The following is a 23,412-nucleotide window of genomic DNA, read 5'->3' on the forward strand; positions in this document are numbered from 1 at the left end:
CCCCAGGCTATCAAGAGAAATGAGTCTCCTTTTTTCCGTCATCGCGAGCGGGCTTTAGCCAAGCGCGGCGATCTCGTTTTTGCTTCTCTGAGGTGTCACCCCGAAACTCAATAGCCGAGAGAGGGATCTCCTCGAAGGTTTATTCCTATTCAATGTTCTGATTGACTGATCACCTTACTTAGCATCTGTTAATGAACCAGTCGAAGTATGGTTACTGAGCTTGTCGAAGTATATCTAAGTATTTTTTGCAGTCCTATTGCGAATCTTGGACTGTGGGGCGGTCCTCAGCAGCAGCCCCGTTTTTTAACCTTTGAGGTCTTCAAGACCTCGAAGGTTTTTTACCTCTAACTTACTAACCTTTGGGGTTTACTAAATTCTGAAGCTATTGTGTGTCAGTTGCTTGTATGTAATCTATTTATTAGTTAGATTGTGATAAGGAAATAGTTGTTTTCATTCCATTGATTGCAGAAGCTAGGGTTTACCTATCTATTATTATTTTTTGCAGCCTACGCTTTTCCACCATCAGGCTGTATGGGCGGTTTTACAGCAGCCGCCCTTTTTTATCTGCTTTCGCACCGTGGTCTGTGCCTCACAGACCTGACTTCTCCCAACTTCATCATTCAATATTTGGTATTCATCATTCGAACTTATCAACACGCAAAATCTTGGATCCCCCGCACCGTGGTCTGTGTCTCACAGACCACTATTGCTTTCGCTGATCGTGATTTGTTATCCCGAAACCACTATTGTTTCAACAGAGATTTCTCCTCGCATCAGCATTTTCGATAAGTATGATACCCGCGTTTGCTCGTCGAAATGACGCTTTAACGCGATCTCGCTGCAGCGGTCATCTCGAAGGAGCTCCGGAATTGGTTAGGGAAACTAAGTCTGATTATGCGACTGAGAGATCTCAATCAACTTCCCAACATCCATCACCCAACACCGGTCTCCCGACACCCAATCTCCGACATATTGAATTCCGAATGTCAAAGTACCGAAAACGACAACTTTAAACTTATCATTTTAAACTCTCAACTCTTCCATCTTGCTGGCGCCACGCCTCCGGCTCCGAATGAAAATCCCGGGCCAGCGCTGGGGAAGACTGTAATTCTCGTTTTGCGCCGGATTGAAACCCGCCGCTACCCAGATTTTTTCCCTATGGGACTTTGCTTTGATACTTACTACCTGACTCAAACTTTATCACTCGATTTTTCTTTCAGCCTTTCATTTCTCCACCACTACCCGCTAACCGACAACCGACCCTTCGACAAGCTCAGGGCAGGCAACCGACAACCGACAACAGACAACCGAGGCTCAATCACCGGACTTTTCTCCCATCTCCCGTCTTCAGTCTTATTCCCCATACAGCTATCCCAATACAAATCATGTTCAATACAAAATGCTCCAACCATCCCAGACTCTCCAAGATCCCCGCGCAGTTGCAAGGAACTCTCGGAAATGCTCCCACCCAGATCAGTCCCACATATGTAGTAAATACCGTCAGTAGCAAAATGCTGCCTAAGTACCCCCACCACCGGGTAATAGAAAAGAGCAGGAGCAGGGCAATCAGCAACTCTACTATAGGAACTGCATAGGCAAGTATTTCCGCAAGTTCTGCTGGAAGGTCTGGTTATGAAAAGCCTTCCTGCTTGCGCCAAACCGCAGCAGCTTGTCAAATCCTGTGTATGTCCAGAGGAGGATAAGAACCGTTGAAGCTATTTTGTCCATATTCATAGAAAGAACTTAATATCGGAGACGTTACGGCTCCCTCTCCTTCAGTGCCTGTCCCGATGAGCATCGCGATACCGGGAAGAGAGCCTGTCCCGATGAGTGTGCGATATCAGGAGCTGGGGTGAGGTAGAAAACGTATCCACACCGTCTCTCCCCAACCTCTGTATGGAAAAGAGCCTGCCCCACAGTATTACCAGGTATCTCTTTCACACTACACTAACCTCAAATAGATTTATTTCTATTCCAAAACAAATGGACTAATAAACAAACTTTAAGGACTAACGACGGATCTATTGATACCAAATTTTCCACCAGTCCTAGGGACATGGTAAATTGACAATATCTTTATGTCCACTAACCTTAGATATATATTAGTGGACAGATCGGATTCCTGATTACTCTACTGTTTTCATCCCCTTCAAAATGGGGTTTAACTATAAAAAACTTTGTTTTAGAATAGAATAGTTGGATCCTAACATATTTTTTCTAATTTAATACCATAGGTGATCTTAGTTTCTGTTAGGATTACCTCGTTTTATTGCTAATTTGTCCACGCTGTACACAATGATTCTCCTGGAAAGAAGGATCATCTATGCCAAGGATATCATGGTTTTGACAGGGAGAAGCAAGTCTTACGCTTACAAAAGCCTGAATAAAGTCAAAAAAGGCCTGGGGAAGGAAAAACACCATCTGGTCACTTTTGAAGAGTATGCAGAATTCCATGGTATTGCGGTGTCAGATGTTCATACATCTGTCTTAGGGGTCTAAAATCTAAAGCGGGTCCATTTAGTATAATGAACCCGCTCGGATATGGGACCTTGCCCACCGGAATTACGATCCGGTATTTGTTTTTTTATTCTATTCATATTTAAACAGGCTCCTAAAAATGCCTGCTACCTTGGAAGGGCTACCTTCCTGCTGAATTTGCTTACCTGGCTCCTGCAAAGAAGGGTAAGCACTCTCGGAAAAAGCTACCTAGCGATTTTCCTTGTTTCTGTTCTGTCAATTGAGTCGATTTCGTTGAGAAGTGCTCAATCTCAGGGAGATGTAACCTTGTTCTTTTCATGTGTTTTTGATTGGTATATGGAATCTTGTATGCATAGGTAATTACCCAGTGGTAGTTCTCTTATATACTCGATTCCGAATTGATTAATATTTATCCTTAAACTATGGCACTTGCTAGAATCCGTCAAATAAAATGGATCAACGCCCCAATTTTATGGACAAACATGTATTTGGGTTTGACCAGAAAAAAATACCTCTACATTGTTTTGTTGCTTTGGATAATGAATTTCATCTATGACTATGTGACCAGCAACATTTCCGAAGGAGATAGCCTAAACATACGCTTGGCATGGGCACATTTTATATTAGGTACTCCATTTATTTTGTTTTTATTCTTTCGGTTTTTTCCGGCATTTAGGGGGGACGGAAATTTATGGGTCACGCTTCTACAGCTGTTGGGAATAGTCTCAGCCATCCTATTTTGTACCCACTATTTACATGTAATCTGGGGATTGGATCCTGTTTTGAGCGACTCTCGCCAAATGATGTCTGTATATTACCGCCTGATGAGATTCGCAGGGTTTGCCTTTCTTATCTGGATAATCTCCGAATACATCCAACGACTAAAAAGAATTAGACATATAAAAGGTGAGCTGGCACAGGTACAGATCTCTCATGACCATCTGACGCTCAGTCCCCACCTGATCTTAAATACCCTGAATAATATTGCAGGAAAGTCTGCTGTCTATTCCAATGAGCTTTTCAGGGAGGTGACAGCATTTTCTGCTTTGTTAAAAGAGTCTTATAAAGACCCTAAAATACCCAGATCCATTTATGATGAAGTGGCTATTCTTAATCATCTCCTGAATTGTGTCCGTTCCCATAAATCAAAGTTCTTTCTACAGCTGCAAGTAAATTACAGCCAGCCCATGGAATACTTTACCATCCCACACCTTGTATTGGCCACCCTACTGGAAAACATGCTAAAATATGGGCTGTACACCGACATAAACAGCCCATCTGAAATCAGGATTTCGCTCAAAACCGGCCCATCAAATAATGTATTCCTGATTTGTAGCACTTTCAATCTGATCAATCCAGTAAAAAGCACATTATCTACCGGTCATGGACTACCAACGATAGTAAATATTCTTAAGCACCATTACGGCACAAAAGTGTTTTTTGAATGGCATAAATCTATGGATGAATTTTCTACTTTAATGATAATAACTTATGGAAAAATTGAGAATAGCACTGATTGACGATGAACAAAATGGTCTAATTACACTAAAAGAGCATGTGGAACGGTCAGAATGGTATGAATTGGCTTTTATGACCACCGACCCAGTGGAAGGTTGGAAAAGACTTGCAAATGGCGAAGCGGACATTTTGATTACAGATATAGTCATGGATCAGATGGATGGAATCCACCTAGCCGGATTAGTTGGAAAATTGAATATACCGGTCATTTTATGCTCGGCACATGATCAGTATGGATACGAGGGATATCAGGTAAACGCTGTTCATTTTATTAAAAAACCTGCTACATATCCTGATTTCATTAAAGGTATGGACAAGGTTGAATTAAAGAGTATTTCTAAAAATGCAGTTCAGGAGCCTGTTTTAGACGGGATGTTGGCGCTTTTTGAACATAAGAATACTGCCTGGGTCATGATAGCTTTTGCCGATATACTATATGTAAAGCAAGATAAAAATTACTCTGAAATTACCACTTTAAGGAAAAAGTACCTGACACTGGGATCACTTACTGGTTTAAAAGAAAAGCTCCCCTCCAACCAGTTTCATCAAATTCACAGATCCTATCTGGTCAATATCCAACAAATTGATTTCGTGAAATCAGATCACTTAAAGTTGTTTTCTGGTGATGAACTTCCTATTGGTAGGGCATATAGCAATGATTTCACGGCTATCTTTAAGAAAATCTCCTTATAAAACTGAAGAGTTTATTCATAGATTGAATTTGTCCTTTTTCTCTTTACCAAATTTTTGTCTTCTCAATATGCTCAATAGGATGGCATGTACCTCTTGTTCCTTATCCGCTGCATTTTCCCAGAATATTCTGTTAATAGCCATATGTATATGGTTGCCAAGGAGTACTCCCTGATTCTTCTCTGAGTTTATCCAAGGATGCAGCTTTATTTGATTGGTATAGTGTTTCTGCCACCTTTTATGGGACATCTTGTTAAATTCTTCAAGAAAACTGTCGGGTTTTGAATGATAGGATTTGCCCTTACAAAGCTGGCCGAAAAATTCTAACCAATACTCCGGGAACCTGGATGCCCCAACGAGCAAGTTTCCCAATCCTACTGCAAGTGATACCTTTTCAAATTCACTAGTAGGTGAAGACTCCAGGATCAATTTGGATTCTTGGTAAAACATTTCCTCGGAAATTCCCATTCCTTCCAGACTATACTTGCCGGTTTCCGGGTAATAGGCATGGGGACGGACAAACTCAAACTCTGCGAAATTCTGGAAAAAGGTGTATAGCTTAGCCGAGACATATTCGTATGCTGAATTATCCTTCACTTTTACCCTGAATCGGATTTCAGGATTTGAAATAGGATAATAAAGAAAATAAAAGGGAAGTATGTCCTGGGCCTCAAGCTCTGAAACCAGCCCAAAAAGGCGGTCAGCTACTAAATGCTGCTGGTAATCTGGTCTCAGAACGATCCGAACTGAAACCCAGTTTTTGTTTTCCTGCCCATTGACCAGATTAATATAGATGGGGGTGTTTTCATGATTTACAGTTTGCCAGGATTTCCCCCAAAGAAACTGGGGGTAGATACTGGGTATGGTAGAGCAGTTTTCATTTCCCGCCCATAAGCACTCAAAAACATTCACGGTCTTCTTATTGGATATTTCCTGAAGCAAAACTTGCCTATCCCTGGATTGTGAAAGATTCAAGATAAGCTCCTGATCCTGTCTGCCCACTAATATGCGCTGGGGAATGTTTTTTGACCTGAGATACGTACTCAAATCCTCTTCAGTCTTTCCTTTCCAGTCATAACCAATCTTCCATTTTCTAGGTTGAAGGATAATATCCCCCCAGGTTAACTGAGGAAGATAAGAAGCATTATGGAAACCGGGATGGGCATAGTGTATGGGTCGTAGGATATCCTGATGGGCTACTTCCCACAAAATCCGGCAAAGTGGATGGGTAATATACTCAGGATTTAAAGGATGTTGGAAAATAGGCTGGAGCTTTTTGCCCAAATGAGGAATGACCAGTTCAAATCTCTGCTCATTCATACCTATGTATATCTGTTCACAGTCAAATTCATTGGGTGAGGTACTTCCAGAGAAGCAATTAATTACATGGTCAAACAAATTGTGATGGGCACTGATGGCCCGGGTTTTCCTTCCTTCTTGCAATAGTACATCTGCCTGGATGCTTGAATCTGTTTTTCGTACTTGTTGCCGAAAGTATTCGAAGATTTGCGGTTCGAATGTGAACCTTCCTCCATATACAAAGGGCCTGTTAAAGGATAAATTGTCAATCAATAATTTTCCGGATTCCAATATCCGGAAAAGGACTTGCCCATGTAATGGCTTTTTAGTCTCTCCTGAACGGGAAGGGAATGTTTTAAGATCTATGGACTCATCTTTTGTATGCATTATTAATGGGTATTCTGAATAATCAACTGCACCAATAGGAGAGGGGGCTCCAGCATCATTTAAATAAGGGACAAGCTTCCAAAGCAAACTTAAAGGCACAAAACGGTCATCAAAAAATTCAATGAACTTTCTGGCCAGCCTTACTTGATATGGTCTTTTTTGACCCATCGCAGTTTGTTTGATTTCATCCAAGAATGTATCTAACCGCTGCCGGTGAATCTCCGCTACAGATAAACTTGTAGAGATATAAACGTCCTCCTTTTTTTGAGGGGCAGTCCAATTGCACAGCAGCCTTTCTGGTAAAAGCAATTGCGATTCTGTCAAATAATTCCAGACCTCCATTCTTTCTTGGAGTTGCAAATCAGGGAATGTATTGAAAAACGCGCTGCGTTCTATAGGCCTATGGTCAAGTGATATTTCACGGATTCTTTGAAGAAACGGACTGTCTTCAACTTTGGAAAACCTCCATTTTCCGGACAATTGGTCAAAATTCCAGAATTTCCACCCTCCACCCCAACGTTCCAGGCTAGGATTGGTCCAATAATGGCAAATCTTTTCTTGTGAGATCGCCGGAGTGTCAATCGACCTATAGCTGAGAAACTGACGCTTGGAGTAATCTTCTTTGCCCCAATGGGCAATTCCGACTCCTGCCCATTTGCCAAAAGGAGTGGCTCTATATTTACCCCTAAGTAAATATCTGTAAACAGATCTCCACTCCTTAGATGTAAGCGCTTCAGGACTTTTTTGACAAATAGATTGGTATAAATCTCTACTGGATAGTTCTATGCATTGCAATATGTCCTTCCAATGTTGAACGATTTCTTGCGAATTACCAATGTCAAATTGAAGTAGGGGAGCCCGGTATAGAAAATGCATTTTTTCGGCTATCCTATTCCAAACTTTTTGTTTTATCAAATTTTTTGGACAGTCAACCAAAATATAAGGACTAACTACAGTATCACCGGACGAATAAAATTGCCTAGCTCTGGAATTCAGTAAATCGAAATTACCACTCCTAATGCGTGTGGCTCTTAAAATAGCGGGATCTTGCGCGCGGAAGCATTATCTCACCAAAGGGTTTTTCCGTCGTCGTTCCTGTCCCACGAATGGCAATACCTGGCGCCATTAGAACATCTTGCAGGCAACGAAATCCTTACCTGGACTGAGAAATGGACTGTTGCGGCCCTGGCGATGAATTTTCCATTTTCAATTCCCAATTCCCAAATCCTTTAACTCCCAGCTTTTAAACTTAACTCATCTATAATTCTCTTAGGTCTCCTTTTTGGTTCCGTTGGGGTTCCGATATATATACCTTACCTATACCTTGGGTTTTCCGCCGCCGTTCCTGTCCCACTAATGGCAATACCTGGCGCCAATAGAACATCTTGCCAGCAACGAAATCCTCACTTGGACTAAGAAATGTCCTGTTGCGGCCCTGGAGATGAATTTTCCATTTTTAATTCCCAACTCCCAAATCCTTTAACTCCAAGCTTTTAAACTTAACTCATCTATAATTCTCTTAGGTCTCCTTTTTGGTTCCGTTATAGTTCCGTAATACATACGTCACCTATACCTTGGGTTTTGTCTATATTTTCCCTAGAGTGCTCATTTTTTTCTTTGTTTCCACATATTCCACTTTCGTTTTGATATCCAGCTAGATAACTCCAGATTTCCTCCATGTTTCACAGTTAAAACAATAGAAAACATGGCAAAACAAGCTGGATATATCAAACTGGAAGGCACCATGGGTGACCTTACCTTTTACAAAAACCGCGATGGAAAATTCATCGCCAGGCGCAAAGGAGGCGTCAGCAAAAAAAGGATCAACACTGATCCAAGGTTCCAAAGAACCCGGGAGAACTTACGGGAATTTGCAGTGGCTGCTTCCTCTGCCAAATTCCTGAAAAATGCCTTCCGTGAGATAGAACTTAAATCAAATGGGGGCAGACTGCACAACAGGCTCTACTCAGCAGCCATGAAAGTGGTTAAGTCTGACCCGGTTTCAGCTCGGGGAGAGCGGAAATTCGAATTGGGTGACATGTCTATCATGAGAGGTTTCGAGTTTTCCGATAAAGCTACCTTGGCAAATGTGCTGAAGGTGCTTCCTGAGACTGCTGAGGACGCAGCATCATTCTCGGTAACCATTCCTGAAACTGTACCTACAAAATACATGGTTTATTCTTCAGGGTCAAAGTTCTACCGCTTTTCACTGATCAGGGCAACCGTGGATTTTACACAGCAGACCTACAGTTCCGAGATCGCAACCATAGAGCCATTGCCTATAGTGAACGTTCCCACTCCAGCAGTCACATTGACCCTGCCCAAACCGGGAATAGAAGGAGAGAATTATTTCTTCGCGCTGGCATTGGAGTTCTTCTTGGATGTCAATGATACCAGGTATGACCTGAATGACGTGTCCCAGAATCCTGCTGTTATTCTTGCGATTAGCTAAATCATGGATCTGGTATTGAACCGGGAATACTACCCCGGAGGTACAAATGGTGTTTTGCTACAGGATGCCAGTATGCTATGCAAATGCATAGAACCTCCTGCAGCCTACTTCAAACCCTTGATCTCCTGTATTGCTGAAGGTATCTACGAACTCGAACTCATCCCGGACAATCAAACGCAGAGGATCAGATTGTTCAGGTGCCCAAACGGAATCAGGTCAGGAATACCCATAGAAGTAGAAATAAGTACCATAACAATGGAGCGGAACATAGTCCCGGTGTCTGAAATTACAGGAGAAGGGAGGGGAACGCCTAGCCCAAAAGCTTGGCAAAACCTCCTCGACCTGGTAGGTCAGGCACTTCAACAAGGTGAAAAGGCTACACTGGAGATAAGGAGCTATCCAGAAAATGCCCTAAACCTTACCTTCCATCAGATCGAATGGATGGACTGATGTTTCAGGCAGTAGGGGGAGTCATCGCACTCCTCCTTACTGTCATCGCCTACTTCCTGAACCTCCTTATTCAGGATTTCAGACAGTTGAACAAAGAACTTTCCAAATTGAAGGAACTCTTTATTCGACTGGAAGCCGAACAGACGCTGATGAAGACTATGCTACAGCGCACCCGTAGCCCGCCGGTTTAGAATCAGTGATCTGTCAACCGTGGACCGTCGACCCCGACACTTGTACTGAGCGAAGTCGAAGTATAGGTTTCCAGAACACTTAACATGTAACACTTAACATTTCAACAATGAATATACTATCAGAAATAAAACAAAGGGCCTCTGCGCCCACACCTCCTTTTTTCCAAATGCTTAAAAAGGCAGGTTTGCTTATAGCTGCCGTAGGAACGGCCGTGCTTACAGCACCGGGAATGGTGCCTGAACTCCTGCTGGAATATGCAGGCTATGCGATTACTGCCGGCACAGTGCTGGTCAGCATCTCCCAGCTCACCGTGGATGAGGGCTTGGAAGAGAAGCTGATGGCATCGGTGAAGTAATCAATTGAACCTTCATTAACCTTTGGGGTGTGGTACCGATCTGTCGCAGGCAAGAGCGGAACCTCCCCGAAGGTTTTTTATTTTCTTTCTCGATAATCTTGCTGGCAAATCGCCTCCGTCTCCGAATCAGGATTCCGGGCCAGCGCTGGTGAAGATTTAAATGCCCGTTTTGCGCCGGGTTGAAACCCGCCGCTACCCACATTTCGTCCCTACGGGACTTTGCGTTCGATAGTTTCCGCCCCGTGGTCTGTGTCACCATAGACCACTAGCAATGATTTCCAATCCGGTTTTCGTTTCCATCTTGCTGGCAAAACTTTCGCGTTTCCAAATGAATATCCCGGGCCAGCGCTGGTGTAATCGTTCTACATTGAACCTAGGGTTGCGTCGTTACCTCCTTACCCTGGCCTGCCCGCCGTGGCGGGGCTATTGAAAGGTTGGACCACTTCGTGGTCACAGGTGTACGTCATGTTTCCTGTCCTGGGTTAGGTGCCGATATCGCTTCCCACGAAGTTATTAAAATGAAGTCGTTACTAGGACTGGGGTGCCATGGAGTATATGCGGTTTTTGGGATGCAGTCTGAGCCGTAAAGAAAATTGGCTAGCTCCCGAGTGGGCGAGGGAGATCCGCCAATTTTTAGGCTTGGACAAGTACCAAAAATCAAATCGGTGAACAATCTTTGTTTTTTTCATAATTATTGACCGATTTGAAGCATAGCCTCTGGCAAAGACTTTTGGATACTTTTGGTCTCAAAAGTATCAAGAGAAAGCACCTTTCGCACAAGCCATTATGGTAAATAGTGGAGTTGTCGATTGAATAAAAATAGCTGTCCAATATTGGTGTTAGTTAATCTTGCTGGCAAAACCTATTCGTCTCTGACATGCGATCCCGGGCCAGCGCTGGCGATAAATTGCGATTTTTCACCCAGGGTTGCGTCGTGCCTCCTTACCCTGGCCTGCCCGCCGTGGCGGGGCTATTAATGATTTGACCCCTTCAGGGTCTCAATATCCAGTGTATGGATCTACTTTCAGCTTTGAGCTTTGAGCTTTCAAACTTCAACAGAGATTTCTCCTCGCATCAGCATTTTCGATCAGTATAATACCCCCGTTTTCTCGTCGTAATGGCCCTACCGCGATCTCGCTGAAGCGGTCATCTCGAAGGAGCTCCGGAATCGCTTAGGGAAGCTAAGTTTGATTATGCGACTGAGAGATCTCAATCAACTTCCCAACACCAAACAACCGAAAACTGCCATTCCCCAACTGAAGTACACATACTTGTCTCTAGTGTTGTTTTTTTTCGATTGTTTCAAGAAGAAGAGCAATCCGAAGCTTTTTTCTAACATGATTTGATTAGTTAGGTTGAACAAAACTCGGAATACAAGTTCTAAATCACAAGATGCTCAGATATTGAACATGTTGTAAATCAGTAATCTATAAAGATTTCAGTGCGTCTTTTTTTTCGACTAGACGAACGCCACGAATGACGCACTGGAATTACAGGCAATTGTGAAAATTATAGGGGTATGACCGCGATTAAATGCAGCTAAGGCAGTTTTTCCGATTGGTCCTATCAGTAGCGTAGTTCCTGCTGAAAATCATATAACCATCTGATTGTTAATTAGTTGTAGATTAACGAGGGAATAAAAAAAGCGAGTTTACAATTTTTAGGATCGTAACTCGCTCTTTTTCAGTGGCTTACTGGTAGAGAGTGGGGGATTCGAACCCCCGGTACGCTTTGACACGTACGACAGTTTAGCAAACTGCTGGTTTAAGCCACTCACCCAACTCTCTAGATGCTGCTTAGCTGTTTTTTTAAAGGTACAGAAATGTTTTTTCCTCATCCCTTAAAGCGATGCAAATATAAGCGAATTGATCAGATTTAAACAAATCCTGAACGCATAGGATCCTGATCAATTTTAGAATTTTGCTAATTTACTGACAATCAATTCAAATAATTTGTCAATTTCTGCCAGTATCAGCAAAAAATACCCTGTACAGGGTATAGATTTCAAAAATGCCTTCCTTATTTTTATCAAATATTTAAACGAAAGGATCAAATGGTAATACGAACATCTACTGCAAGTTTCATGATAGAAGGAAGTGACTCCACTGATGGCTGCATCAATATTCGCTGTACCTCTCAGGTGGAACTCTATCGCTTCTTCGGGTCTGGGGAAATCAAAGAAACAGGAAATACCCATTTTCCCTATCTGGCCAAGTCCTGCAAGCAGGAATTTGCTAATGCCTTGATTTTAATGGTCAAAGAAATTGATTATTCTGAATTTTCAGAGTTTAGCATGGCTTTGGCCTAATGAAGCCTTTGCTTTGAAACTCACTCACCTATATACCCCCTCAGGTCAAGGATATGTACTAGCCCAGGGACAGTAGCTGGACCAATTGAGATTTTTTCTCCCGAAATATATAATTCTTTTTCACTCACAAAAACTACTCCCTCCGTCTGCGAGAGTATAGCAGGACTTCCTAAAAGTAACTTTTTGCCTCCGGACAAAGTTAGATTTGCAAGATCAGCTTTCGCAATGATCCAAAGCAATGAACTGGACTGCAATCCTGATTGCTCATATCCCAGCAAAACCAAATTGCCCATTGCGTCTACGTCTGCACCCGTGAGCAAACCTTGAACCTCAAGGGTACCTAGCAAAGCTGCTTCCTGTACTTCTGGCTGATCTTTGAGCATATAAATGCTGCTGCCGCCAGTAAGCCAGTTTTTGGTGAATAAGTACAGCTTGTTTTCCCTATACACCATAGACTCACAGTCAAAGGCAGTTTGATTGGGTGCCGAAGTGAAGTCAGTCTGATCAGAAAAGTTGAAAGGTATGGTTTCGGCTAGCACTGTCTCAGCATTCAGTAAATCTGAAATGGCGATCTTGTGTACTGCTAAGTCTTTGCGGTTGCCCGAATTGTTCCCGAAATCTCCTATGAAAAGATGGGTAGGGCTTTGTGCCAAGTCTTCCCAGTCAACATTTTCTACATTTTGTACTTTTACTTTTCTGATCAGTTCTCCGTTGTCGGGATTGATTTCCAGGATTTCATTACTGTTCCCGCTGTCATTGATAGTAAATAACCTTCCCTGTATGAATGCTAGCCCAGAAGATTCAGTGCTGGATTCCGGCAAGGCAAAGCGCTTGGCCGGTGCCAGAAAACTGGGCAAGCCTGTAGCTGAAAGTGGGTAGGTGTAGTTCTTTAGTTCAAAAGATTCTGAAATAACCGCAGTACTAGATTCCTCAGAGGAAATAATATCATAGTGATACTGTGTAAACGCCTCTGGATTGACTAATTGATGGAAAATTTTACCGTTTACTAGCTTTATTTCAATTTTCGCGAGCTCTCCTTGCTGCAAATAGCTGTAAAAGATTCCATCTTTTTCGGGCACTTCAGTCCTTTCCGATTCTACCAGTACCTCAATGTCTTGAATCCTTGAACCTGAAAATGTAGCGAGCCCAAAATCAGTTTCTCCTTCTAAAACTAGTGGGGTAGACCTGGAATTCACTTGGACCTGACTGTCTATTTTTAGAGGAAGAGTAGGGCTAGGTGATGAAACTGGGGTTTCGCCAGAAATCTGATAGCTCCCATAAGGGAGAGAGATCTCGTAAGGGCTGCCGAAATCATTGGGATTGATTTGCAAAAAATAGCTTTCCGAAGTGATAGAGTGGGTGAATTGAAGGGAGAGGCTTTCTTCTAGTTCATGCTCCCAAGTATAGTCGGTATTTATTTTGGCATTTGTCATAGGTGGAGCAGCTGCGAGCGTCAAAGCGGTGATGCTCACCTTGCCAAGCTCCCCGGAGGGTTGTTCCTTTTCGGCACAGGAAAATAAGATAGCGAAGCATAGTAAATGTAGATATAGAGTCCGGCTGTGCTTCATAACTGATGTTGGTGTTGAAAGATACCAATAAGGCTTAATTAATCCTGATCTTTTGGTATCCAAAGCAAACTGCTATCTCCATAACTTAGGAATCTGTATTCGTTTTCTAGTGCTTCGGTATAGACTTTTTTCCAGTCATCGTCTAAAATCGATGCAATCAACAGAATCAAGGTGGAGCCTGGCTGATGAAAATTGGTGATCAAGCCATCTACTATTTTAAAAGTATACCCTGGGAAAATGAATATTTCCGTAGCTCCGATCAAGGTTTCTTTGCCGCTTGACTTCATATGTTGGAGCACCGCTTCATATGATTCTTTTGCAGTGGGTAAGGACTGCCTTTCTTCATATGGGAATAGTTTTTCTATAGACATTTCCTCTCCCTTACCCTCTAGAAGCTTGACGCCGTACCAGTAAATACTTTCTAATGTCCGGACTGACGTCGTGCCCACGGCAATTATATTTCCGATTTTTGGAAGTATTTGCTCCAGAGTTTTTAGGTGCAAAACCACCTGCTCGGAATGCATGGGGTGTTCTGTTACCGAACCCGCTTTAATGGGTTGGAATGTCCCTGCGCTCACGTGTAGTGTGACCTGGGTTTTTTGAACTCCTTTATGGGAAAGTCGGTCCAGGATTTCTTGGGTGAAATGCAGGCCAGCAGTAGGGGCGGCTACAGCACCTTCATTTTTAGAATAAACGGTCTGGTAGCGGTCTTTGTCCTCTTGATCTGGCTTTCTGTTCAGGTAGGGAGGCAATGGCACCTCACCACTGGCTTCCACCACATCCACAAAAGTGACCTCGGAATGGTCCCAGGAGAATTGAACTTGTTTTTTCTCCCGATCAAGCAGCGTAGCCTTTAAGACTATTTTTCCGCCTAGGTAGGGAATTTCTCCTTTGAGAACTTCACCATCTTTCCATTTTTTTGCATTTCCTATCATGGTTTCCCAGGTTACGGGTTCTTTGGAAAGCATGATTTCTGGAATCACCGTAGTGGGAGAAATGGGCTGTAAGAGGAAAACTTCTATCCTGGCGCCAGTTTCCCGCTGAAAAATCAAACGGGCAGGAATCACCTTGGTATCATTATAGACCAGCAAACTCTCCGCCGGCAAGAGCTCGGGTATATCCGAAAAATTTAAATGCGAAATCAAGCCATCTTTATAATGTAAAAGCTTAGATGAGTCTCGCTTTTCAAGTGGGAATTTGGCGATTTTCTCATCGGGTAATGTATATTCGTAAGCCTTTAAATCTATAGCTGGGATGCGCATAATCTAATGTGATTCAGCCTGCAAATATAGCCCAACTCATTTCATTTCTGAATCAAATCCTTCATTTATACATGTCTGACTACAGTAGGATCCACTTCCAATACATCAAGAGAAACCTAAAGTTTAAATTTGATGCAGGTACCTCAAGAGGGGTTTTGAGGGAAAAAGAGGTCTTTTGGATCAAAGCATTTTTCCCGGGCAAACCTGAAGTTTCAGGTTGGGGAGAAGCGGCTCCTTTGGTTAAGCTGAGTCCGGATGACCGTCCTGATTTTGAAGCAGTTTTGAAAAGTACTTTGGAGCAAATGAGCGGGGAGTTATGGGACATGGAAGAGGGGGAATTGCTCAAACAGGTAGGAGAGCGTATTTCTTTTAAGCTACCAAGCATACGTTTTGGTGTGGAAACAGCAGTTTTAGATTTATTGAATGGGGGAAAGAAATGCATACTTGGAAATGAGTTTTATCAAAAGAATACTCCTATTGCTATCAATGGCTTGATCTGGATGGGAGACAAGGGTTTTATGCTTTCCCAAATTGAATCCAAATTGGCACAAGGGTTTTCCTGCATCAAAATGAAAATAGGTGCTATTGATTTTCAGCAGGAACTGGACTTGCTTGGCTATATCAGAGCGCGCTTTTCTGAGGATGATATTATTCTTCGGGTAGATGCAAATGGTGCTTTTTTGCCAGCTAATGCACTTTTCAAGCTTCAGCAACTGGCGCAATTCGGGATTCATAGCATAGAGCAGCCCATTAGGGCCGGGCAAGTAGAGTTGATGAGAAAGCTTTGTCAAGAATCCCCACTCCCTATAGCCTTGGATGAAGAGCTGATAGGCGTGCAAGATAAAGCTACTTTGCTGGACAAAATCCAGCCACCGTATATTATACTCAAACCGACTTTGCTAGGGGGAATAGCCGAGACCAAGCAATGGATCGCTGAGGCTGAATCCCGCAATATTGACTGGTGGATGACTTCTGCCTTGGAAAGCAATATTGGACTGAATGCCATAGCCCAGTTGGCATCAAACCATCATACCGCTATTCCTCAGGGATTGGGGACCGGGCAGCTTTATCATAATAATTTGGCATCTCCTCTGACCATTACTGAAGGACACTTGAGGTATGATTTGTCCCAAAATTGGGAGGATCCGGCTTAACTCGCCAATCTGTGTAGGTAAACTGGTTTATGAATTTCTACCTTTAAGTCTGTTTCGGAAAGTTTGCCAGTGGCGGGATCACGCTCAAAGACCACCACCTCGTTGCTTGCCTGATTGGCGGAAAGTAGATATTTACCGTCAGCTGTCAGGTTAAAGTTTCTGGGCATGCTTCCTCCAGAGCTGACCAGTTGAATACCCCAGTATTTACCATCATCTCTTTTTTCATAGACTGTCAGACTGTTGGCTTCACCACGGTTGGATGCATATACATGGTTACCATCCGGCGATATTCTGACTTCTGCTGCGCCTACTTCTCCTTTATAGGTGTCCGCCATTAAGGCTACACGCTGCTTTGAGGTCAGTTTTCCAGACTGAAAATCAAATATCTCTAATGCAGCTGTTAATTCCTGGACCACCAAAAGCTCTGAACCATCGGGTGTAAAAATCATGTGTCTCGGCCCGTCACCAGGCTGAGTTTTAAAGGTATTATTTATAGTGAGGGGCTCAGGGGAATTCGGGTCAAAATCATATATGGTGATTTCATCTGAACCCAAATCTGCCGTCAAAAGGAATTTTCCATCTGAGCTGAAAACTGTACTGTGCACATGTGCGGCTTCCTGCCTGGCTTCGTTTATGCTTTTTCCGCTGTGCTGTTCGGTTTGGAGATGCCTGAGCTTCGCATTTTCCTCAATTTTATAGACACTTACACTTCCGCCTGAGTAGTTGGCAACGGTGATAAATCGCTCATCAGGAGAAAGAGCCAGGTAGCAAGGGTGATCGCCAAAAGTTGGCATTGTTGTTATTTGTTTTAGCGCTTCGGAAGGATTGCTGCGCTGGAGGCTTAAGATGTTTCCGCCGGTTTCCGAGTGGATTTCTTCCACAGCAAAAACTTTATCTCCACTTGCATTGGCTAAAACATAAGAAGGATTTTGAATGCCGGGATAAATTACCCGAACTTCCAGGCTGTTAGTTACAGGAGTGAAGTCAAGCTGATTGATCCCTTGGTTGGGATCATCTGTGTAGGTTCCAACAAGGAATGAATACGTTTTGGTAGGTTCTTTCACTTCAGTAGGTTTATTGGGAGAACATCCCCAGATTAGGGAGGCAAATAAAAAAAAGGAAAACAGTTTTTTCATGGGTATTTCGGGTAAGGTGGACTCAAAAACTTGTATTTTAAAGGAGAAACCAGATTATCGACATGGACTGGTCGATTTACACCGTTTTGAGGCTTATGCTGAGTTTCATATTTAAGTTTCAAAAAGGAAAGATAGAGAAATGTATGAGAATCTATATTTATCGTTTTATTGAAGAAAAAGATATTTAATTGTAAAAAAGGAAGAAAATGAGATTGATTCTTACAGAAAAGGTAATAATCGTTTAATTTTTTCGAATTTTTACTAATTTGCTAAACCATTAAAAAGGAACATGAATAATGTACACAACCTATGACACCCAAGTAGCCAAGCGCTTCACTATTTACAACAGCTTATTTTTAGATCTCCCTTTCAATGACATTTACAGAACTGGTACCTTACTTCCTATTTTAAGTTCGGCCTGCCAGCGTGGATTTGAAAAAGGGCTGACGCCTAAGGAAATTATAGCTGGGTTTTTTGATGAAATGATGCCTGCTTCCACCGAAAAGCAAAAATCCGATCTGCTTTTTCAAATGATTCAATATGTAGAAAGGCAGGTCGTATTGTTTGACTCGGTAGAAGATGCCGCGTACGAAAAGGTACACGATCTGGACGGTAAAGGCTCGGTGAAAGCCTTGATCAATAGAGTGGATAATGACAATAAGCGGGAGGCTTTGATTGAAAAATTAAAAACCTTCTCCGTGAGGCTTACGCTCACTGCTCACCCTACACAGTTTTATCCTGGCAATGTACTGGGAATAATCACTGACCTAGAACGGGCTATCCGAAAAGATGATTTAGGAGAGATCAACTTGCTCCTTCAGCAGCTGGGCAAGACCGGCTTTACTAAAAGAGAAAAACCTAGTCCATATGATGAGGCAATCAGCCTGATATGGTATTTGGAAAATATATTCTACCATAGCATTTCTGACATAATGATCCGGCTACTCGGAGCTTTGGAAATACCTTTGCACGACTGGGAAAACCCGGGCTTGCTGAAAGTGGGCTTTTGGCCGGGAGGTGATCGGGATGGAAATCCATTTGTGACTCATCAGATCACCAAGCAAGTAGCTGAACGCTTGAAAAAATGGGTGTTGAGATGCTACAATCGGGATATTAGAAGTCTGAGAAAACGACTGACCTTCAAGCATGTGGAAGAAATCATGCTGAAAGTGGAAAGAGGGATCTACGCCACACTTTTTGAAAACAAGAATGTGTACACCTCAAAAGATCAACTACTAGGCGACCTACTAGAAGCTAGAGAAGCTTTGATCACCCATCATGAAGGCTTGTTCCTAGAGCTATTGGATCAGTTTATTTTAAAGGTGAAAATATTCGGGTTCCACTTTGCCTGCATGGACATGCGCCAGGACAGCCGTAAACATGATGCGCTTTGGGACGAAATCTTCCAGATCAAAGGGCTGGAGCAGCCAGATACTGAAGATGAGCAACTGAAGCAAATCCTTTCGATCGAAAGCCTTCCTGATCTATCCTACTTTAAAGATGATTTCAATAAAGAAATTCTAGAGTCTTTTGGCGTCATAGATACCATACAGCAGGAGAGTGGTGAGGAAGTTTTGAGCCGCTACATCATTTCTAACTGCCAATCCAGAAAGCATCTGCTGGAAGTTTATCAGCTTGCAAAGCTTACATTGGGCGAAGGGAAAGAAAATCTTCCGCTAGACATAGTGCCTTTGTTTGAGACCATAGATGATCTGGCAGAAGCTCCGGAGATTATGACCAGCCTTTACAATTTGCCAGAATATAAGAAGCACCTGGCCTTCAGAGGCAATAAGCAGACTATTATGCTAGGCTTCTCTGACGGAACTAAAGATGGAGGGTACTTGCAGGCTAACTGGTCTATCCTGAGAGCTAAAGAGGAACTGACCAGAGTGTCCAGAGAAAATGACATAGAAGTGGTCTTCTTTGATGGTAGAGGGGGACCTCCTGCTAGAGGTGGGGGAAATATGCATAATTTCTATGCTTCCTTAGGTGAGAAAGTGGAGAATTCCGAAATCCAGGTTACCATCCAAGGACAGACAATCTCGGCAAATTATGGCAAGCAGGCCTCTTGTACCTATAACATGGAGCAATTGCTCAGTGCAGGATTGGAAAATCACTTGTATGGAGATGCAGACAAAAATCTGGATGAAAGCCAACGTGCACTCATCGAAGAGCTAGCTGGAGAAGCCTATGAGGTTTATAAGCAATTCAAAAGTCATCCTAAGTTTGTTCCTTACCTGGAGCATGTGACTCCCTTGAAATATTTTGGTAAAACTAATATAGGATCCAGACCGCTGAAGAGAGGTAAGGGGGGAGGATTGAAGTTTGAAGATCTTCGGGCCATTCCTTTTGTAGGTTCTTGGGCGCAGATGAAGCAAAACATCCCGGGTTTCTATGGAGTAGGTGCGGCAGTAGAGACCTTAGAAAAGAGAGGTAAGCTGGATGAATTGAAAAAACTATATGAGAATAGCTTGTTTTTCAGGGCTTTGCTGGGTAATTCCATGCAGTCCTTGACGAAGTGTTTTTATCCGGCCACTGCCTATTTGAAAGAGGATAAGAATTATGGTGGGTTCTGGGAAATCATGTACGAAGAGTACCTCAGGTCTATCGATAAGCTCAAAGCAGTTTCTTCAATGGATGAGCTGATGGGAGATAATCCTATGATTAAAAAATCAATCGAGATCCGTGAGCGTATTGTTCTTCCTTTGATCACCATACAGCAGTATGCGATACAGCAAGGCTTAGAATCAGGAAAGAGCAATGAGATCCTTCAAAAGCTGATCCTGAGAAGTATGTTCGGGATAATCAACGCAGCGAGAAACGCCGCATAAGCCTTCCGGATTTGAAGTGAAAAAGCCCGGCTGATATGAATCAGCCGGGCTTTATTAGTTTCTGGTATCTACCTTTCAGCTAAAGTCTAGTTAGAAGTGCAGAAAAATCTGATTTGACATTATTTATTTGCTGGAAATCAAACCGTCTTTTACCATCTGGTATTCTACAGACTGCGCAAATGTTTTAGAGAATGATTCCAGGGAAGAAGGGTTGGTGGTTTCTGACTGGGCAGACCATACCAACTGTTCTGTCTGGGCATCGTATAGGTTCATTTCTATGTAATAGTTCTTGTCCGTAGTATAATACCCTGGATCGTACATGACAGGATTGTAGTAAGAATAGTAGCCATAGAAGCTGCCGTAGTAGCCTCCGTACATCATAGGAGAATACATGGTAGAACCTGGTACATATCTGGTTTCTGATGTCTGATCAAGTAGTGCGATGGTCAAAATGGCATCATGTCCGGCCGCCTTAATTTGGTTGATCACCTCTTCCTTATTTTCAGGAGTAGCTTTGAAGCCTGGAGGAATGATTTCAAAACTGCTGTTAGCGGTGATTCCATCCTCTTCCAAGATCGTATCTATATCGTTTTCAATAGTTTGTCTGGCTACTAATTTATCTGTAAGTGCAGTCACAAATAGGTTGCTATAGCCACCTTCTTTGGCTGCTGGGGCTTTCCATGAGCCGGTGATTTTTGTACTTGGCGAGCAAGCAGAAACAAGGGCGAGTATAACAAGTGCCCCAAGGAAACTAAGTCTTTTCATTGTTGTTGATTTTAATTGTTTGTTTTGTTGATTTCTTGAAAAATATCATTCACTGCATCAGCAATGGCTTGTTGTTTTTTTTCTGTTTTGGAAGGGATGATTTTGGAAACCATGCCCACCCAGACGGCCTGATTGGACTCAGAATCAACCAAGTGCATGGTTAAACTTCCTTCCTTGTACTTATTGACCACTATTTCTTCACTTTGCCAGGTGTATCTGCGCTGCCCCGTGTACATGAATGGGTCAGTAGCCAGGTTGGTAGTACGGGTTTGCTCTTTTTCTTCTACGACTATACCCAGGTTGATCTGAAGCTCAGCACCATCGTCTTTGTAAGCTAGGCCCTGGGCTGACAGCTGCTTATTGATCTCATCTTTGAGAAAATCCACAGCTAGCTTAAAGTCTTCATTGTGTGAGTTTTCTACTTCTACATCCAGAAACTCATACGAGCTGTAATTTTGGAGATCAAATTCACCATTTGCTCCCTCTTCCACTGTTACATTTGAAGATACACAGGAGCTCATCCAGGCAGTCAATAAAATCAGAGCAATGAAATTAAATTTTTTCATAATTAGTATTTCGTGATGAAAACCAAATTTAATAAAGTATACGAGCTATTGTACTTCTAAAGTTTAATGTAGGGGATGAAATTACATTTTTTAAACTTTTTAACGCCTGAAAATGAAAAATCCGACAAGCAGGTGGTTTGCTTGTCGGATGTCTAAGGACTTTAAGATAGAAATTATCTGATGAAAACAATCCCAAAGTCAATGCCTACATTGGACTGCCCATCGAGGCCATCTCCACTAAAGGATTGGTAATATTTTGCTCCTACTTTGAATCCAATGTATTGGGCCGGTCTTACCAATAGACCCAATTCTGGTCGCAGCGCAAACTGCCAGTGTGTTTCCTCAGAGGAGAAAATACCCATGTCGATTCTACGGTCATGCGCAATAGTACCAATTCCTAGTCCTGCGTAAGGTTTCAGTACTCCTTCTGTAGTAGGGAAATACGCACCTGAGACCAAGATAGGGTAGCTATACTGATAGCGGTATTGATTACCAGAAAGGGAAGCTGATCCTTCAGTATAGACCTTACCGGTTTCCTTTTTGTAAAGCGTATAGTGTCCAAGCTCCCCGCCGATTGCAAAATTCCTGTTGAGGAACCGTTGGTATTCGAGTTTAATACCTCTTCCGGATGCTTGGTCTATATAATCTGAAGTATTGCCGGTAGGAATACTTACGGCATAGTTAATTGAGAATAATGAATTCTGGGCTTGAGCAGTTCCAGCACAAATCATAGCTAGAAGTGCAATTAAAACGATTGACTTTTTCATGATTAGCGGGAAATATAAGGTGATTGAGAAAATGCTTGATCTATGGTCTCGCCGATTCTATTGCTGATAGAATTGATGTCGCCTTCCAAAAGTCCGTTAACTACTCCTGTCCAAACCACAGGGATTTGGCTGGTTTCCGCCACAGTACTTGGGTCAGTCATTTGCATCAAAAGGGTGCCGGTACGTACGTTGCTGACCTGTGGAGGATAATATCCAGGATAATACCAGCCCCATCCTGGGCCCCATCCCGGATAAAACCAATTCCAGTACCACCAGTCATAATAGAAATACACCTGATTGGTTTGAATTACGGTTGGTAAAATAATCAGGTCAGGATTAGAGTCTTTATTGACTTCCGTATATCCTGCATTTCTCATGTTTTCGCGGATACTCGACAAAATGGAAGCTGTGTAAGCTGGGGACACAAAATCCGGTTCGAAATCATCTCCGCCATCTACAAATTCATTCTTTAAGAGGACTATTTGATCTGGAACTGCGAAAGTGCTTTTACCTGCAAAATCGTACTCCACAGCGTAGTTGGTATAGACGATGTCAAGCTCGTCTACATATTCGGCACCATCTGGCGCACATGAAATTAGTACAAGGGAGCCCAAGATTCCTAGGGCCACCTGCTGGAACTTTTTAAACATATAAGTTTGGTTTAGTTGTTTTCTCCGATGAATGGCATCTCCTGCTGCATGGCATTGCGGATAGTATTGTGTATGTAGGTGTCAATCTGCATAAACTTCGCCGCATCATAAGCAGAAGTAGCCTTTTTGAATTTTTTATAATAGCTCTTATGCAGTTTTGCGAGAGCAAGGTCATTGGCCAGGGTACGCTTAGCGATTTCATCGGCAGCTTCCTCACCTAGGTTATCGTAACCTTCTAAGAAATCATTGATGATTTTGATGCGCTCTCTGGAGATCATTTGGCGTTCTTCCTCGTAAGCTTGGTAGATTGTCCAAAATCCCGGTGCTAAGCTTTCCGAAAGGTCCATATACCCTTCGACTATCATCTTTTTGTCCATGCCAAAGGCAGATTGGATCAAGGTGATTTCATCATCTACAGTTTCTTGCGCAAATGTGGCCGAAGCAGTCAAAATAAATAGGGAGGCGAATGCAATGAATAGCTTTTTCATGAAAAATTAAAGTTTAAGTTCTATCGATTGATTTGTCCAAAGTTAGTAGTTAGAAGTCATTTAAGCATAAAAAATGTAAGGATAATCCAAATAATA

At 42.6% G+C, this 23,412-nt stretch carries 20 protein-coding genes and 1 tRNA gene; 10 read left to right on the forward strand and 11 right to left on the reverse strand.

Going from position 1 to position 23,412, the window contains the following annotated elements; all coding sequences use genetic code 11:
- Window positions 1–1,318: 1,318 nt before the first annotated feature.
- Window positions 1,319–1,573 carry a MauE/DoxX family redox-associated membrane protein gene (locus PBT90_RS20435; RefSeq protein WP_396127661.1) on the reverse strand — a complete coding sequence of 85 codons (255 nt, stop codon included), beginning with the start codon at window positions 1,571–1,573 and terminating at the stop codon, window positions 1,319–1,321.
- Between the two features lie 722 nt (window positions 1,574–2,295).
- Here PBT90_RS20435 and PBT90_RS06185 point away from each other — a divergent pair.
- From PBT90_RS06185 to PBT90_RS06195, 3 genes are all read left to right on the forward strand, one after another.
- The gene (locus tag PBT90_RS06185; RefSeq protein ID WP_270132119.1) at window positions 2,296–2,499 is read left to right on the forward strand and encodes a hypothetical protein; all 204 of its coding nucleotides are present in this window, start codon (window positions 2,296–2,298) and stop codon (window positions 2,497–2,499) included.
- 401 nt (window positions 2,500–2,900) lie between these two features.
- Window positions 2,901–3,998 (forward strand): LytS family sensor histidine kinase, encoded by a 1,098-nt coding sequence (locus tag PBT90_RS06190; RefSeq protein ID WP_270132122.1) that lies wholly within the window; start codon window positions 2,901–2,903, stop codon window positions 3,996–3,998.
- Entirely contained in the window at window positions 3,970–4,689 is a 720-nt protein-coding gene (locus PBT90_RS06195) for a LytR/AlgR family response regulator transcription factor (protein WP_270132124.1), read from the forward strand. Before PBT90_RS06190 ends, PBT90_RS06195 begins: the two co-directional genes overlap by 29 nt.
- 15 nt (window positions 4,690–4,704) lie before the next feature.
- Here the strand turns inward: PBT90_RS06195 and PBT90_RS06200 are convergent, their stop codons facing one another.
- Window positions 4,705–7,248, reverse strand: a complete 2,544-nt coding sequence (locus PBT90_RS06200) for a thiopeptide-type bacteriocin biosynthesis protein (protein WP_270132126.1) — start codon at window positions 7,246–7,248, stop codon at window positions 4,705–4,707.
- Between the two features lie 829 nt (window positions 7,249–8,077).
- Between PBT90_RS06200 and PBT90_RS06205 the strand changes: the two genes are divergently transcribed.
- From PBT90_RS06205 to PBT90_RS06220, 4 genes are all read left to right on the forward strand, one after another.
- A complete protein-coding gene (locus tag PBT90_RS06205; protein WP_270132129.1) occupies window positions 8,078–8,824 on the forward strand; it encodes a hypothetical protein in 747 nt (248 codons plus the stop codon).
- 3 nt (window positions 8,825–8,827) lie between these two features.
- Window positions 8,828–9,274, forward strand: a complete 447-nt coding sequence (locus tag PBT90_RS06210) for a DUF5675 family protein (RefSeq protein ID WP_270132131.1) — start codon at window positions 8,828–8,830, stop codon at window positions 9,272–9,274.
- On the forward strand, window positions 9,262–9,465 hold the full coding sequence (locus tag PBT90_RS06215) for a hypothetical protein (protein WP_264808288.1): 204 nt from the start codon (window positions 9,262–9,264) through the stop codon (window positions 9,463–9,465). Before PBT90_RS06210 ends, PBT90_RS06215 begins: the two co-directional genes overlap by 13 nt.
- Before the next feature lie 107 nt (window positions 9,466–9,572).
- Window positions 9,573–9,821 (forward strand): hypothetical protein, encoded by a 249-nt coding sequence (locus PBT90_RS06220; protein WP_264808772.1) that lies wholly within the window; start codon window positions 9,573–9,575, stop codon window positions 9,819–9,821.
- A gap of 1,695 nt (window positions 9,822–11,516) precedes the next feature.
- Here the strand turns inward: PBT90_RS06220 and PBT90_RS06225 are convergent.
- Window positions 11,517–11,608, reverse strand: a tRNA-Ser gene (locus PBT90_RS06225).
- Between the two features lie 266 nt (window positions 11,609–11,874).
- Here PBT90_RS06225 and PBT90_RS06230 point away from each other — a divergent pair.
- Window positions 11,875–12,129 (forward strand): hypothetical protein, encoded by a 255-nt coding sequence (locus PBT90_RS06230; protein WP_270132134.1) that lies wholly within the window; start codon window positions 11,875–11,877, stop codon window positions 12,127–12,129.
- 20 nt (window positions 12,130–12,149) lie between these two features.
- On the opposite strand, the gene PBT90_RS06235 is transcribed toward PBT90_RS06230, so the two are convergent.
- Both PBT90_RS06235 and PBT90_RS06240 read right to left on the reverse strand, forming a co-directional pair.
- On the reverse strand, window positions 12,150–13,697 hold the full coding sequence (locus PBT90_RS06235) for a hypothetical protein (protein ID WP_270132136.1): 1,548 nt from the start codon (window positions 13,695–13,697) through the stop codon (window positions 12,150–12,152).
- Between the two features lie 38 nt (window positions 13,698–13,735).
- On the reverse strand, window positions 13,736–14,959 hold the full coding sequence (locus PBT90_RS06240) for an S-adenosylmethionine:tRNA ribosyltransferase-isomerase (RefSeq protein WP_270132139.1): 1,224 nt from the start codon (window positions 14,957–14,959) through the stop codon (window positions 13,736–13,738).
- Window positions 14,960–15,030: 71 nt separating this feature from the next.
- On the opposite strand from PBT90_RS06240, the gene PBT90_RS06245 reads away from it, so the two are divergent.
- Window positions 15,031–16,113 carry an o-succinylbenzoate synthase gene (locus PBT90_RS06245; protein WP_270132141.1) on the forward strand — a complete coding sequence of 361 codons (1,083 nt, stop codon included), beginning with the start codon at window positions 15,031–15,033 and terminating at the stop codon, window positions 16,111–16,113.
- On the opposite strand, the gene PBT90_RS06250 is transcribed toward PBT90_RS06245, so the two are convergent.
- Window positions 16,110–17,249, reverse strand: coding sequence for a lactonase family protein (locus tag PBT90_RS06250; protein ID WP_270132143.1), 1,140 nt, complete (start codon window positions 17,247–17,249; stop codon window positions 16,110–16,112). The genes PBT90_RS06245 and PBT90_RS06250 overlap by 4 nt on opposite strands.
- A 296-nt stretch (window positions 17,250–17,545) precedes the next feature.
- On the opposite strand from PBT90_RS06250, the gene PBT90_RS06255 reads away from it, so the two are divergent.
- A complete protein-coding gene (locus PBT90_RS06255; protein ID WP_270132146.1) occupies window positions 17,546–20,080 on the forward strand; it encodes a phosphoenolpyruvate carboxylase in 2,535 nt (844 codons plus the stop codon).
- Between the two features lie 123 nt (window positions 20,081–20,203).
- Here the strand turns inward: PBT90_RS06255 and PBT90_RS06260 are convergent, their stop codons facing one another.
- The 5 genes from PBT90_RS06260 to PBT90_RS06280 all read right to left on the reverse strand — a co-directional run bounded on the left by PBT90_RS06260 (window position 20,204) and on the right by PBT90_RS06280 (window position 23,316).
- Window positions 20,204–20,845, reverse strand: a complete 642-nt coding sequence (locus tag PBT90_RS06260; protein ID WP_264809520.1) for a hypothetical protein — start codon at window positions 20,843–20,845, stop codon at window positions 20,204–20,206.
- An 11-nt stretch (window positions 20,846–20,856) separates the two neighbouring features.
- Window positions 20,857–21,411 carry a DUF4136 domain-containing protein gene (locus PBT90_RS06265; RefSeq protein WP_270132150.1) on the reverse strand — a complete coding sequence of 185 codons (555 nt, stop codon included), beginning with the start codon at window positions 21,409–21,411 and terminating at the stop codon, window positions 20,857–20,859.
- A gap of 173 nt (window positions 21,412–21,584) precedes the next feature.
- On the reverse strand, window positions 21,585–22,178 hold the full coding sequence (locus PBT90_RS06270; RefSeq protein ID WP_270132152.1) for a porin family protein: 594 nt from the start codon (window positions 22,176–22,178) through the stop codon (window positions 21,585–21,587).
- 2 nt (window positions 22,179–22,180) lie between these two features.
- A complete protein-coding gene (locus PBT90_RS06275; RefSeq protein ID WP_270132155.1) occupies window positions 22,181–22,828 on the reverse strand; it encodes a DUF4136 domain-containing protein in 648 nt (215 codons plus the stop codon).
- An 11-nt stretch (window positions 22,829–22,839) separates the two neighbouring features.
- On the reverse strand, window positions 22,840–23,316 hold the full coding sequence (locus tag PBT90_RS06280) for a hypothetical protein (protein ID WP_270132157.1): 477 nt from the start codon (window positions 23,314–23,316) through the stop codon (window positions 22,840–22,842).
- Window positions 23,317–23,412: the final 96 nt, after the last annotated feature.

It is taken from the genome of Algoriphagus sp. TR-M9, assembly GCF_027594545.1.
GTDB lineage: Bacteria > Bacteroidota > Bacteroidia > Cytophagales > Cyclobacteriaceae > Algoriphagus > Algoriphagus halophytocola.

Coding starts and splice junctions, on each gene's coding strand:
- PBT90_RS06185 (WP_270132119.1), top strand. CDS start 2,296: ATGATTCTCCTGGAAAGAAGGATCATCTATGCCAAGGATATCATGGTT.
- PBT90_RS06190 (WP_270132122.1), top strand. CDS start 2,901: ATGGCACTTGCTAGAATCCGTCAAATAAAATGGATCAACGCCCCAATT.
- PBT90_RS06195 (WP_270132124.1), top strand. CDS start 3,970: ATGGAAAAATTGAGAATAGCACTGATTGACGATGAACAAAATGGTCTA.
- PBT90_RS06200 (WP_270132126.1), bottom strand. CDS start 7,248: ATGCATTTTCTATACCGGGCTCCCCTACTTCAATTTGACATTGGTAAT.
- PBT90_RS06205 (WP_270132129.1), top strand. CDS start 8,078: ATGGCAAAACAAGCTGGATATATCAAACTGGAAGGCACCATGGGTGAC.
- PBT90_RS06210 (WP_270132131.1), top strand. CDS start 8,828: ATGGATCTGGTATTGAACCGGGAATACTACCCCGGAGGTACAAATGGT.
- PBT90_RS06215 (WP_264808288.1), top strand. CDS start 9,262: ATGGATGGACTGATGTTTCAGGCAGTAGGGGGAGTCATCGCACTCCTC.
- PBT90_RS06220 (WP_264808772.1), top strand. CDS start 9,573: ATGAATATACTATCAGAAATAAAACAAAGGGCCTCTGCGCCCACACCT.
- PBT90_RS06230 (WP_270132134.1), top strand. CDS start 11,875: ATGGTAATACGAACATCTACTGCAAGTTTCATGATAGAAGGAAGTGAC.
- PBT90_RS06235 (WP_270132136.1), bottom strand. CDS start 13,697: ATGAAGCACAGCCGGACTCTATATCTACATTTACTATGCTTCGCTATC.
- PBT90_RS06240 (WP_270132139.1), bottom strand. CDS start 14,959: ATGCGCATCCCAGCTATAGATTTAAAGGCTTACGAATATACATTACCC.
- PBT90_RS06245 (WP_270132141.1), top strand. CDS start 15,031: ATGTCTGACTACAGTAGGATCCACTTCCAATACATCAAGAGAAACCTA.
- PBT90_RS06250 (WP_270132143.1), bottom strand. CDS start 17,249: ATGAAAAAACTGTTTTCCTTTTTTTTATTTGCCTCCCTAATCTGGGGA.
- PBT90_RS06255 (WP_270132146.1), top strand. CDS start 17,546: ATGTACACAACCTATGACACCCAAGTAGCCAAGCGCTTCACTATTTAC.
- PBT90_RS06260 (WP_264809520.1), bottom strand. CDS start 20,845: ATGAAAAGACTTAGTTTCCTTGGGGCACTTGTTATACTCGCCCTTGTT.
- PBT90_RS06265 (WP_270132150.1), bottom strand. CDS start 21,411: ATGAAAAAATTTAATTTCATTGCTCTGATTTTATTGACTGCCTGGATG.
- PBT90_RS06270 (WP_270132152.1), bottom strand. CDS start 22,178: ATGAAAAAGTCAATCGTTTTAATTGCACTTCTAGCTATGATTTGTGCT.
- PBT90_RS06275 (WP_270132155.1), bottom strand. CDS start 22,828: ATGTTTAAAAAGTTCCAGCAGGTGGCCCTAGGAATCTTGGGCTCCCTT.
- PBT90_RS06280 (WP_270132157.1), bottom strand. CDS start 23,316: ATGAAAAAGCTATTCATTGCATTCGCCTCCCTATTTATTTTGACTGCT.